The 12,524-nt window shown below is 58.7% G+C and carries 9 protein-coding genes; 5 read left to right on the top strand and 4 right to left on the bottom strand.

Annotated elements, in window-relative coordinates; genetic code table 11:
* Positions 1 to 4 precede the first annotated feature (4 nt).
* Positions 5 to 1,096 carry a glycosyltransferase family 4 protein gene (locus EC9_RS16285; RefSeq protein ID WP_145346805.1) on the top strand — a complete coding sequence of 364 codons (1,092 nt, stop codon included), beginning with the start codon at positions 5 to 7 and terminating at the stop codon, positions 1,094 to 1,096.
* A 70-nt stretch (positions 1,097 to 1,166) separates the two neighbouring features.
* The gene (locus EC9_RS16280) at positions 1,167 to 1,847 is read left to right on the top strand and encodes an RluA family pseudouridine synthase (RefSeq protein ID WP_246105725.1); all 681 of its coding nucleotides are present in this window, start codon (positions 1,167 to 1,169) and stop codon (positions 1,845 to 1,847) included.
* A 44-nt stretch (positions 1,848 to 1,891) separates the two neighbouring features.
* Here the strand turns inward: EC9_RS16280 and EC9_RS16275 are convergent, their stop codons facing one another.
* Positions 1,892 to 3,523: a cation:proton antiporter gene (locus EC9_RS16275; protein WP_145346803.1), complete on the bottom strand. Its 1,632-nt coding sequence runs from the start codon at positions 3,521 to 3,523 to the stop codon at positions 1,892 to 1,894.
* A gap of 282 nt (positions 3,524 to 3,805) precedes the next feature.
* Here EC9_RS16275 and EC9_RS16270 point away from each other — a divergent pair, with 282 nt between their 5' ends.
* A complete protein-coding gene (locus tag EC9_RS16270; protein WP_145097559.1) occupies positions 3,806 to 4,084 on the top strand; it encodes a DNA-directed RNA polymerase subunit alpha C-terminal domain-containing protein in 279 nt (92 codons plus the stop codon).
* 290 nt (positions 4,085 to 4,374) lie between these two features.
* On the opposite strand, the gene EC9_RS16265 is transcribed toward EC9_RS16270, so the two are convergent.
* Both EC9_RS16265 and EC9_RS16260 read right to left on the bottom strand, forming a co-directional pair.
* Entirely contained in the window at positions 4,375 to 5,619 is a 1,245-nt protein-coding gene (locus tag EC9_RS16265; RefSeq protein WP_218934192.1) for a hypothetical protein, read from the bottom strand.
* A gap of 331 nt (positions 5,620 to 5,950) precedes the next feature.
* Positions 5,951 to 6,910: a carbohydrate kinase family protein gene (locus EC9_RS16260; protein ID WP_145346799.1), complete on the bottom strand. Its 960-nt coding sequence runs from the start codon at positions 6,908 to 6,910 to the stop codon at positions 5,951 to 5,953.
* A 20-nt stretch (positions 6,911 to 6,930) separates the two neighbouring features.
* Here EC9_RS16260 and EC9_RS16255 point away from each other — a divergent pair, with 20 nt between their 5' ends.
* Both EC9_RS16255 and mutY read left to right on the top strand, forming a co-directional pair.
* The gene (locus EC9_RS16255; protein ID WP_145346797.1) at positions 6,931 to 7,938 is read left to right on the top strand and encodes a hypothetical protein; all 1,008 of its coding nucleotides are present in this window, start codon (positions 6,931 to 6,933) and stop codon (positions 7,936 to 7,938) included.
* 24 nt (positions 7,939 to 7,962) lie between these two features.
* Positions 7,963 to 9,066, top strand: coding sequence for an A/G-specific adenine glycosylase (gene mutY / locus EC9_RS16250; RefSeq protein WP_246105724.1), 1,104 nt, complete (start codon positions 7,963 to 7,965; stop codon positions 9,064 to 9,066).
* Between the two features lie 46 nt (positions 9,067 to 9,112).
* On the opposite strand, the gene EC9_RS26585 is transcribed toward mutY, so the two are convergent.
* Positions 9,113 to 12,400, bottom strand: a complete 3,288-nt coding sequence (locus EC9_RS26585) for a protein kinase family protein (protein WP_218934191.1) — start codon at positions 12,398 to 12,400, stop codon at positions 9,113 to 9,115.
* Between the last annotated feature and the right edge of the window lie 124 nt (positions 12,401 to 12,524).

Here is a 12,524-nt window from a genome sequence, read left to right as displayed (position 1 = left end):
ACGCGTGCGAATCACTTGTGCCATCCATTCGCTGACCGGCGGCGGTGCCGAACGCGTGATGGCCGGATTGGCAAACCGAATGGCGGTCGAACATGCGGTCACGCTGATCACGCTCGATGCGGCGGGCGAGGATCGCTATCAATGTGACGAAACGGTTGAGCGAATCGGTTTGGACCAGATGTCCGAGAGCGGTTCAATCTTCCAGGCGATCGCCAGCAACCGACGCCGGATCGCAGCGATTCGCAACGCGGTTGCGGCCAGCAAGCCCGACGTCGTCCTCAGCTTTTGCGACAAAATGAACATCCTGACGCTCGCCGCCTGCAAGCCGCTGGCGGTGCCTGTCGTCGTCTCCGAACGGACTCAGCCTGCACATCAACCGATCGGACGATTTTGGGAGACGCTGCGCCGCTGGCACTACCCTCGCGCCGCCGCTTGCATCGTGCAGACCTCTGCCGCCGGCCGCGCTGTCTCGGCCTGGACCTCCGCGGCGACGACGATCATTCCCGTCGCGATCGATCCTCCCGACACCAACCGAATCGTCGACGATGTCGATCGCCGCAAGAAGACATTGGTTTCGGTAGGCCGATTGTCGCAGGAAAAACAGATCGATCGCTTGATCGATGCCTTTGGGCGACTTCCCGAATCGCTGATCGATTGGAAACTGAAGATCTACGGCGACGGACCGCAACGGCCGGCGCTCGCCCAACAAATCCAGACGCTTCGCTTGACGGAGCGCGCCGAATTATGTGGCTGGTGCGACGACGTCGGCGCAGTGTTGGCGAAGGCGGGAGCGTTTGCATTAACCAGCCGCTACGAAGGCTTTCCCAACGCGTTGTTGGAAGCGATGGCATCGGGCGTTCCATCACTGTCGGTCGACTGCGACAGCGGTCCCGGCGAGATCATCGACGACGGGCAAACCGGCTTACTCGTCGAACAGGATGATCCCGCCGCGTTGTCCGCCGGCTTGGCGCGGCTTTTGGCAGACCGCGACCTGCGGCAACGCCTCTCGGACGCCGGGCGTTCGGTCGTCGATCGGTACAGCTGGGATCGGTTTGTCCAAGCGTATCTGGATGTCTTGCGATCGGTGACCGCTTGATTCATTCGCTGATTTGGTCGACAGTATCGCTCCGCTTCTTCGCTGATCCACGCTCCCTGAGGTTCCTGGTTTGACAACGCCGCCGTTCCCGATCCTATACGAAGACAATCATCTGCTGGTGGTCGATAAACCGGCGGGGATCGCGACGCAGGGTGTCACCGACGGGACCAGCGTCTTCGACCAAGCATCCGAATACATCCGCGTGAAGTATCAAAAACCGGGGAAGGTCTACCTGGGAATCGTCAGCCGTTTGGACACCGTCACCAGCGGCGTTTTAGTTCTGGCGCGGACCAGCAAAGCGGCCAGCCGGTTGTCCGATATGCTGCGTCGGCGGACGATCGAAAAGCGTTATCTGGCGGTCGTCGAGGGAACGCTTCCCGATGCGGAAGGGACGCTTATCGACTTCGTCCGCAAAGACGATGCGGCCCACCGGATGGTCGTCTGCCGCGAGTCGACGGCGGATGCTAAGCGAGCCGAACTGCGGTACCGCGTTATCGAATCTTCGGGACGACAGAGTTTGATCGAGGTCGAATTGATCACCGGTCGGAAGCATCAGATCCGCCTGCAGTTAGCCAGTCGCGGGATGCCGGTCATCGGCGATCGTAAATACGATGCGTCGTCGACGTTTCCGCAGGGGATCGCACTTCACGCGTGGCAGCTGACGTTTGAACATCCGACGCGGCGCGAGCCGATGTCGTTCGAGTGTCGCCCGCCAAAATCTTGGCAACGGCTGTCGGTTCAGCTGCCGTAGAACAGCTCGGCTAACGTCGGCAAATTATGCGGCAGGGCCGGTGGCTATTCGACCGGCCCCACGGCGCGATCGCACCACTGCAGCATCGCCTTGGACGCTTCGGCTTCTTCGCTGACCACCGCCGCGGCTCCCGCCTTCATAATCCGGTGGACGTTCCCCTGATAGCGACAGCGGACGATGATCTCCGCATCGTGATTGATCCCACGCAGCGCGGTGACGATCTGCAGCGCCGCGTCGTCGCTGGGAACGCTGACGATACACAAACCGCAGGTTTCGGCTCCGGCCCGGTGCAGGATGTCGGGATCGCGTGCGTCGCCGGCCGTCGTGTGGAAGCCCTGCTGAGCAAAGCCGTGCAGATTGATCGGACTCTGATCGACCAACCGTACCTCCGATCCCATGATCTCCAACCGCGAAGCCAATTGGCGGCCGATCAACCCGATTCCGATCACGATCGCGTGCCGCGAAACCGCACTATCGCGTCGGTGTTGCATTCCGTGAAGGTCTTCGTCGGGCGACCGCTCGGTCCAACGCAAACCGTATCGAATCAATTGCGGCGTGAGAATCAACGTCCCCAACGCGATGAACAGCATCCGGTTGTAATCGTCGCGGCTGATCAAGCCCAATCCAGCGGCTTCGGAGATCAGCAGGAAGGAGAACTCGCCCAGTTGAGCCAGTCCCAATCCCATCCCAAACGCCGTCTTCCACTGCAGACCGACCAGCTTCAGCGCGATCGAAGCGGCTCCACTTTTTAGGACTAGCATGCCAATCAAGCCAGCGGTCAGCAGCAGCGGTTCCTGGAAGAACATACCGGGATTTAACAGCGTCCCGATCGTGACGAAGAAGATCACCGAAAACGATTCGCGAAACGGCAGCAAGATCGAATCGATCTGCCGGCTCAAGCGATTGCCGCTCAAGATGATCCCCGCCGCAAGCGCTCCCACAGCCGATGGCAGCCCCAATTGGAATGCCGACCAACAGACTCCACCCAGCAAACAGAGCGTGAACAGCATCACCAGTTCGACGCTTCGCAGTCCCGCCAGGCTCGGCACGATCCAGCGTCCGACGACGCTGCGACACGCGAGCAACGCTGCGAGAAAGATCGACGATTTGAGAGCCAGCAACAGGTAGGTCGTGATCGTCGGCGGTTCGCCTTGATGCGTCAACAACGGGACCAACAACATCAGCGGTACCAGGGCGACGTCTTGGAACAACAGGATCGCGATCGCGCGGCGACCGTGCGGCGATGCTGTCAGTCCCCATTCGGCAAGCGCTTTGAAGACGAGTACGGTCGAACTGAGTGCGCCGGCAAATCCGGCCAGCACCGCGGCGTTCAACGACATCCCAAACGCCATGCAGACGCCTGTTAAAGGGACCGCGACCAGAAACATCTGCGTGGCGCCGCCGATCATCGAATAGCGGCTGAGTCGCATCAGTTCTTCGAGCGAAAATTCGAGCCCGACGGCAAACAGCAGCAACAGCGCCCCGAACTGCGCCAGCACTTCGAGTTCGTGGTCCTGTTGGTTGACCAGATTCAGCGCGCCCCCGCCGATCAACGCTCCCACGACCAGATAGCCAACAAGCATCGAAACGCCGATCCGCTTGCAAACCGTCCCCGCGATCAAACCCGCTCCCAGCACGATCAAGACGTTGACGGTAAGCGATTCGATGTTGTGCATTGTTGCCTAAGCGGCGAGAGAGAAACGGTGGACTCCAAAACGATCGACCGCTTGCCTGACGCTGCCTATCGAAACGAATGCAAGTTTAATGCAATTCGGCGATTTTTCGCAGCGGGGGCGGGGAAGCGACGACATCATCGAATCGGGGCTTACGCTATCAAATAAATTGTAAAATTTTCAAAAGGATTCGCCTGAATCGCTTTGCGACTTTGGTCCCGCTCGCTAAAATTCCCGCACCGACCCAATTAATTTGCTTTCCAATGTCATAGGAGGACTGAAGCAATGACCCGCATTCCGCTAAGTCAAGCCGAAGAGCGTGCCCGCCTGCGTAGCGAGCGTCTGGAACTGAGTATCGCTGAGATGGAGCTTTCGGTTCGCACGACCAATTGCTTGGAAGAGACAGGCATCTTCACGGTCCGCGACCTGCTGCAGGCCTCCCCAAAACGTCTGTTGGGAATTTCCAACTTCGGTGAAAAGACCCTCGAAGAGGTCTACGCAGCGTTGGAAAAGTTGGAGTTCTATCGTCCGGGCCGCAGCGCCCAAAACGAAGTCCTCTGCTAAGAAGCCATCGCGATGATTCCAAGCCCCAGCGATGGTTGGGGCACAAAAAAAGACAGGCCGGCAAATTGCCGACCTGTCATCTTTGAATCAGGATTCACTCGAAGCGCGAGTGGGTTTTCAGTAGAAGCAACTCAATCGTTTGATTGTGGTCATGGCGACGGTGGTTTGCATCCGCTACGCCGGTCTTGTATCTCGCTTCTGTTGAACGCTTGATGAATTGAATTCTTTGTTTCCGTGCAAGGTCTTCCCAGCCGACCGGCGACACTTAAGCGTTGCCGGCGAAGGCTGTTTTAGTTGCAGCAGCAGTTGCAAGCTGGAACTTGGATTTCTTTGCAAACGTTCTTGCAGACCTGAACTTCAACGGTTTGTTGTTCGCAGTAAGGAACGCAAACGGTGTAGTTCTCGGTGACTTGCTCTGGAACCTTCTTGCAAACGGTGTAAGAAACTTCACGAGTGCGGCATTCTGGAACGCACACGGTGTAAGAAACTTCACGTTGGCGGGTTTCGCAGCGAGTCTTGCAAACTTGACGTTCGCGAGTTTCGCAAACCATGTTGACAACCTTGACTTCACGAGTGCGGCACTCGGGAACCATCACGGTGTACTTCACGGTACGAGTGCGAGTCTCGGGACGGCACTTCTTGACGGTGTAGCAGCGAGTTCGTTCTTCGCAACGAGTCTTGCAAACTTGAACTTCGCGTTGACGCGTTTCGCAACGAGTCTTGCAAACTTTGACTTCGCGTTGACGCGTTTCGCAACGAGTCTTGCAGACGTTGTAGGTGCGAGTTCGCTCTTCGCAGCGAGTCTTGCAAACCTTAACTTCGCGAGTTCGCTCTTCGCAACGAGTCTTGCAAACGTTGATGCAACGTGTGCGAGTTTCGCAACGAGTCTTTTGAACTTGGCAGCAGATCGTTTGTGGGCAGCCACAAGCGTCGGTTACCGTGCGAGTTTCGGTTTCGGTGTAAGGAACGCTAACCGTGTACTCTTCAGTGCGAGTTTCGGTGTAGGGAACGCTAACCGTGTAGGTTTCGGTCTTCGTTTCGGTGTAAGGAACGCTAACCGTGTAGGTTTCGGTCTTTTGTTCGGTGTAAGGAACTTGAACCGTGTAGTCGACGATCTTGGTTTCGGTGTAAGGAACCTTAACCGTGTAGTCTACGACCTTGGTTTCGGTGTAAGGAACCTTCACCATGTACTTGGCGGTCTTTTGCTCGGTGTAAGGAACCATCACCGTGTACGATTCTTCACGAGTACGGCACTCAGGGACCATGACCTTGTAGTTGACGGTCTTGGTGCTGCACTGAGGGACACGAACCGTGTAGGTTTGCGTTTCGGTGTAAGGAACCTTCACTGTGTACGATTCGGTGCGTGTTCGCTGTTGAGGAACTTTCACCGTGTACGATTCAGTCCGCGAGCGTTGCTCTTGCACATTGCGGTAAACCGTTTTCGTTCGCGTTCGTTGCTCTTGACGCGTCTTGGCAACGTTGACGACTCGAGTTTCGGTAACCATCTGAGGAACGCGAATGGTCTTGGTGACCATTTGAGGTCCACACGCAGCGTCGCTTGGGCTTCCTGCCACGCTACCGCCGCAATCCGATGTGCCACAATCATTGCAGTCGGCAAATGCCATTGGACACCAAACTGCAATCATCGCTGCAAATAGACCAGACATTAGGAAATGTCTCATCATCGACTCCCTTCCAAGGATTGGTAATTCTACTGTTTTCAAATTTTCAAAAGTCACACATCACAAAGTGTGCTTGCTAGGGTATCGGGGCAATCCTGGATAAATGACAGCGTCAGCGAAAAAATGACGTGTGTAACGGTTCTCGGGTATTCAGCGAGAGTGCCGGTCCGCGCGATCTCCCGCTTTAACCGGTCCCCAAACCCGCCAGGTTCATGGTCGTTTTGAGGTCGGTAATCGCGGTCGTTGCCCCGCTAGCGGTCACACAAATTGCTCCGTTTGCCGCAGCCAACCGCCCTGCATCTTGAGGCGGCATGCCCCGCAATAGTCCCGCGATCAGGCCGGCGTAAAACGAATCCCCCGCCCCGGTCGTGTCGACGATCGCCCCTGGAGGCTCGACCGGATCGATCTGCCAAAACGTTCCATCGGGCTCCTGCAGCAGCGCCCCGTCGCTCCCCAGTTTGACTCCCAACAGTCCCACCGCGCCGCAGCTGCGGTAGACTTCGATGATCGCCCGCGGATCCGACTTCCCCGTCTGATGTTCCGCTTCGCTATGGCTGGGGACGTAGACGTCTAGATGCGGCAGGATCTGGTCCAACGGCTGCAGATCGCCTCCGCTGCCGGCAGCATCCATTGCGGTCATACAACCTGTCTCGCGGATCTTCGCAAAGATCTCAGGGAGATCGTTTTGCAGATGCGGCAGCAAAGAATAGTACCCGATCAAAAACATGCGACTGGCGGCGATCAGATCCAAATTGTCCAGGATCATCTGGCGATCGATCATCCGCGGCGCCCCTTGATGATGGGCGAAACTGCGTTGGCCTTCCGAATCGATCATCACCACGGTGGTGCTGCTGGGCAATTCGGCGTGCCGCAGCAAGCGGCTTGTGTCGACTCCTTGCTTCTTATAGTTTTCTCGCATGATGGTGTTCCAGGCATCGTTGCCTGTATAACTGAGCATCGCGACGCCCAGTCCCAACCGCGACATCGCGATTCCCGCGTTCGACGCCAACCCTCCGGTCGTCAATCCGATCGGTTCGACACGATGCATCCGCCCCGCACCGACAGGTTCGTCCAACGACATCGGTCGGACCAAGATGTCCGCGGTGCACGATCCACATACGACGCAGTCCCACTGTTTTTCCATTTCAAACTACCCAAAGACTAATGGACAAATCGCTCGACCAAAAATTGGCTCGGATCGCCGCCGACCCAACCTGTAACGACTTCATTCTTGCCGACGCCAAAGATCCCGACCTGGCGTTTGGTTTGATGGGGCCCGGTCCCGCCGCGGCGGACCAACGGCATCGCTTCCGAACCCTCGACGAATTTCGCGACATCATCCGCGAAATCGTCGATCGCAAACTCGTCGACATCATGCTGATGAGCGCCAGCACCAGTGAGATCTTAACGATTGATGAACGGATTTTCGACGACAGTCCGGTCACCCCCGCCGCTCGCGCCAACGATACCACCGATATCTGGTTCGCTCCCGGGTCGCATTACCGCCATCAACCCTCGCTGCCATTCAGCAGCACCACGATCGATCACATCCAGTCGGGCAAATACGAGTGCCGCGACGTCGAACGCACTCAAGGTGCCAACCTGGGCCTCTATTCGATCACGCTCAACAACGATGCCGAGCGCGATGCTTTGACGTTGAACCACTACAAACAATTCCGTTTAGAAGCCGAACAAAAAGGCTTCCGACACTTTTTGGAAGTCTTCGCCCCCAATGCGATCGTCCATCCCGTCGAAGATGTCGCCAGTTACGTCAACGACTGCATCGTCCGCTTGCTGGGCGGCATCACCCGCGCCGGGCGGCCGCTGTTTTTGAAGATGCCCTACTTCGGCCCCGCCGCGATGGAAGCGCTGGTCCGTTACGATTCGTCGCTTGTCGTCGGCATCCTCGGCGGATCGGCGGGGACGACGATGGACGCCTTCCGGATGTTGGCCGACGCCAAAAAGTATGGCGCTCGAGTCGCTCTGTTTGGTCGAAAGATCAACTTTGCCGAAGATCAGATCGCCTTCATCGGATACCTGCGGCAATTGGCTGATGGGACGATCACGGCGGACGAAGCGGTCCGCGCCTATCACGGCGATCTACAGACGCTCGGCAAGACGCCGCATCGCGAACTGGCGGACGATCTACAGATTACCCACTGCCCGATCTAAGCGACGGTGAAGGAGAAGGATCCCTTGAGTTCAGCAGCCGAATCGATCGATCACGATCCACGATGGCGCGATTCGGCATGGCGCAGTCGATTGCGGCGGCGATTATTGCAATGGTTTGAGACCAATTCGCGGACGCTCCCCTGGCGGCAGAGTCGCGATCCGTATCGCGTCTGGATCAGCGAGATCATGTTGCAACAGACGCAGGTCGCCACCGTAATCCCCTATTTCGAACGCTTTACCGAGAGCTTTCCGACGGTCGCCGAATTGGCCGCTGCCTCGGAACAGGAGGTGCTTCGGCACTGGGAAGGGCTGGGGTATTATCGCCGCGCCCGCCAGATGCACGCGGCGGCGCAGAAGATCGTCGAGGAGCACGACGGCGAATTCCCAGAGCAGTTTGCCGATGTGTTGGCGCTGCCTGGCATCGGACGTTACACCGCCGGGGCGATCCTTTCGATCAGCCGCGACCATCGACTGCCGGTGGTCGAAGCGAACACGTTGCGATTGTACAGCCGATTAATCGGGCTTCGGTCGCCGCCAACGATCGCTGCGTCGCAGCGAGTGTTGTGGGAATTTGCCGAATCGATTTTGCCGCAGCGTGGCAGCGGCCATCTGAACCAAGCCGCGATGGAACTTGGCAGTCTCGTCTGCACGCCGCGATCGCCAACCTGCGACACCTGCCCGTTGGCTGCGGGATGTGTGGCGCGCGAGATGGGGCTGCAGGAATCGATCCCCGGCAAAGTAAAGAAGATCCAATACGAAGACCGTCGCGAAGTGGCCGTTGTCGTTTGCGACCAACAGCGGTTTCTGGTCCGTCAGTGCCAGCCGGGGGAACGTTGGGCCGGATTGTGGGACTTCCCTCGCTGCGAAGTCGCAGGGGATGCCGACGCGATGCTCGTCGCCGCAGATCATCTGCGCGATGCGTTTGGGCAATCGATCCAGCCCCCACAACCGTTGATGCGCATCAAACACGGAGTCACCAAATACCGGATTATGCTGGAGGTTTTGTCGGCTAAGCTGGCTGGGGAAGCCCAACCGATCAGCGACCCCGGCACGCGTTGGCTGACTCGGACACAGATCGGCAAGCTGCCGCTGAGCACGACGGGGCGGAAGATCTTCAAAAAGTTATAGCGATCGCGGGCGAGAGGTTTCCACGCGGGGAATCGTTCTCGCTCGTCTATTCTTTGATCACAAACTCGGGCTGCAGCGTGTAACCCGCCGTTTTGGCACCATCGCGCGTCGTGACCAAGATCACTTGGTTGTCGGTCTCGTCGGGATCGGGGCCCAACAACCAGATCAACGCCTGCTTGGGATCGGCCGGATCGGTTAGATCTTTGACGATGTTGGCCCGTTGGACCAACTGGGTTAGAACGTCGCGCAGCTTGACCCCATCGGCTTTGAAATCGCGGATCTGTTGGTTTTGCGTGATTCCCATTTTTTGCAGATCGTTGCCGAGGATCACGACCTTCAGTTCCGGGCTCCCCTTGGGCCGAATGTTGTTGATCTCATCGACCACGGTTGAGCCAGCGAAGTGGAGCGGTTCTTGTTCAAAGCTGACCTTGATCGGTTTCTCCAACATCTCATCGATCGTCCACGGCTTGGCCGCCGCGGGGCCCGCCGCCATGCTGACCGTTCCCTCGGGCGTGTTCATCGCCAACCAAGAACCTAACAACACGTTGGGGGCGGCTTGGCTAGGGAGATAGAAGTTGGCGACCGCTTGGTTGTCGCTGATCCCAGTCCGCGATTGAGCATCGACCGCGTCGAGCATCCGCGGCAAGCGGAGCGCCAACGCCCGCCACGAAGGATGGGGAGTCGAGCGGTTGAGGAACGCTTCGGCGTGGATCGGTAGATCGGAGAACTGTGTTGTCAGGCGTTGCTTCAAGACGGCCACCGAGGTGCCGCCGCCGGGGGCCAGCCGAATTTCGCCGTACCATGTCGGATGGAACTGCATCGACAACATCGCCACCGAGGTGTCGGGGATCAACATCTGTTTAAGCGGAGCTGCGATGCTGGGGGCGTAATCGGCCAGCATTCGTTTTCCGTCGGCAAACAGAAAATTAGGGGTGACCACCACAGTGAACTCGCCATCGCCGCGGACGTGTTTCCAGGTCTGTTCAAACTGGCGAGGCAACGGAATTTCGCCTCCGCCAATTTCAGCGACCTGTTGAATCTGTTTGACCGAACCGACAGCAAAATGTTGAATCGGCATCGAATCGACCGGCGATTCTTTTGCGACGTAGTAGGCATCGGTATCGACATCTTCACCGGCGAAGATCGTTTGATCGCCAGCGACGACCGCCGCTTCGGGATCGCCCCACGCTTTTCGTAAACTCCCCAACGATCGTTCGTCGACAAGTTCGACCGATAGCGCCGCTTGAATTCCACCTGCGGAACTCCCTTCGACCGCCATCGTCAAACGTTCGACTTCACCCAACGGCACGCCGATTCGTTTTTCCAATGCCGCCAACGCAGGCTGTAGTTCGGTGTCTATCGCCGCCATCAGCTTGCGGCCGGGGCTTGTTGCAATGATGTCGGCCGGGCGCAGAACGACGATCATTTGTGGGCCAGGTGGCAACATCGTCAGCGGCGGCGGATCGCTCTCGTCCGGCGGCAACCACAACGCATAGCGATCATCGATGACATCAAACGTTCCCCCTGACGAACGCGTCGGGCCGTCGGGCGTCGGTGTCGCGCGTGGTGTTGACGTGGCAACGGCTGCGGGACGGGGAACCGACGGCAACGCGACTGGTTCGGGATCGGGATCGCGACGCGGCCCGCGATTGTTCATCAACAACACGGCGATCAACAGGGTCAGCATCGAAAATCCGACGCCGCCGATCACCATGGCGGCTGCCTTTTTCTTCTTTTTCTTCTTCTTGCGAGTCCGTCCCGCAGGGCGTTTCTTTTTCGGCCCCGGCGATTCGTCGTCGGGCATCGGTTCGGCAGCGACCGCGGTTCCGGTTGCAGCGGCCGCCGCCTGAGGGACCGCCGCCGCAGCAGCAGCTTGGACGGCAGCGGCGGGTTGAACTGGGGTCGGATTCGCCGTCGGCTGTGGTGACGCAACGGGTTGAGCCGCAACGGGAGCTGCCGGTTGGGCGACGGGGGCTACCGGAGTCGATTGATTGGGGGGTGCCGCGGCAGTTGATGGTGTCGCCGCACGGTGGCCAGCGGCCGGAGCCGGCTTCGATTTAGGCACTGACGCAGCGGCCGGCGTCGCGGCTGCTGGGCGCTGTTTCGGTTGCGGATTGGTGGTGGGGGCGTCGTTTGTCGCAATCGGTTGAACCGGAGCGGGCGTCGGCTGCGCAATGGGGGGGGGGGCCGGCACGGGGGCCTGCGGAGGCGCGGCGGCCGCTGGCGGTTGCGCTGGTGCTGGCGGGGGCGTTGCCGCGGCGGGAGCTGCCACGGCGGGAGCTGCCACGGCCGCTTGGGGATCGGATTCGATCACTTCAAAGATCGACATCAACTGGTCGGCCGAAGGGATTCGCGCGTCGTGGTTTTTGGCCATCAAGTGGGAAACGACGCGCAGCAGCGGCTCGGATCGATCCCCTTGCTGAACGGCTTGCAAGCCTTCGGGGATCGCGCTGGAATGAAGATGGATCAGCGCGTCGGGCTGTGAAGCCGAATAGGGGGGCTGGCCAAATCGGGCGAGATAAAGCAAGCAGCCCAACGCGTACAGGTCGGTCGATTTATCGGGATTTTTGCCAGGGAGGCTGAATTCAGGGGCGGCAAATGCGCTCAATGGCAATCCATCCCCCTTGGGATCGAGCGCGTCGAGACATCCGACGGGTTGTGGTTCCAGCGGCGACACCGGCCGAGTGATCGGGTCGCGCAACAGGATCGATTCCCCTTGATCGGTGACCCAGACATAGCGTGGGTGGATGCAACCGTGGGGCTGGTCGATGGCGTGCAGGGCCGACAGGGCGGCAGCCAATTGTTTCCCCATGCGGTCGACCAATTCTTGGGGCAGTCGTCCCGCTTGCAGCCGCTGGGCCAACGTTTTACCAGGTGGCAGATGCGACCATAAAACTCGCTCACCGGTGGGGGGGGCGATCAGGTCATATGACTGCAGATGGTCGGATTCGATCCGGCGAGCTTGGGTGAATCGATTGCCAACGGTTTTGGCTGCTTGTTTGGGATCGAGAAAATAGAGCAAGCATTTCGAGCTGGCTTGTCCAATTTCGCGGTCGAAAGCGTGAAACCATCCTGTAAGGGGGGGGCTGTCGACAGGTTCGGTCAGCGAATATCGGTCGAAGACGAGTCGCTGGGAGGATCCCGAAAGGAGATGTTTCGCTTGGAAAAGGGTCAATTCCCCGGCCCCGATCATCCACTTGGCCAGATCTTTGGCACTGATCGGCGGGCCGCCATTGCTTTGCACGTAAGCGACGGCCCAGAGTCGGCATTGCGCTGCATCGGCGAGACCACTGTTTGCGATGCGATTCCAAAAATCGTTGACCGATACCGACATGGACACTTACAGGGTTATTAGATTCCGAGGCAGAGGGGGGCGTGGGGCGGCACAAGCCGTAATCCTTGCCCAGCAAGTTTACTTCGCCAATTAACAATGACCCACCCACCTTATAAGTTAATCG

The organism is Rosistilla ulvae, from assembly GCF_007741475.1.
In the GTDB taxonomy this organism is placed as follows: Bacteria; Planctomycetota; Planctomycetia; order Pirellulales; family Pirellulaceae; genus Rosistilla; species Rosistilla ulvae.
Note: the sequence above shows the minus strand (reverse complement) of the source record. Positions and strands in the feature narration are given on the sequence as shown.

Coding starts and splice junctions, on each gene's coding strand:
- EC9_RS16275 (WP_145346803.1), bottom strand. CDS start 3,523: ATGCACAACATCGAATCGCTTACCGTCAACGTCTTGATCGTGCTGGGA.
- EC9_RS16270 (WP_145097559.1), top strand. CDS start 3,806: ATGACCCGCATTCCGCTAAGTCAAGCCGAAGAGCGTGCCCGCCTGCGT.
- EC9_RS16265 (WP_218934192.1), bottom strand. CDS start 5,619: ATGGTCACCAAGACCATTCGCGTTCCTCAGATGGTTACCGAAACTCGA.
- EC9_RS16260 (WP_145346799.1), bottom strand. CDS start 6,910: ATGGAAAAACAGTGGGACTGCGTCGTATGTGGATCGTGCACCGCGGAC.
- EC9_RS16255 (WP_145346797.1), top strand. CDS start 6,931: ATGGACAAATCGCTCGACCAAAAATTGGCTCGGATCGCCGCCGACCCA.
- EC9_RS26585 (WP_218934191.1), bottom strand. CDS start 12,400: ATGTCGGTATCGGTCAACGATTTTTGGAATCGCATCGCAAACAGTGGT.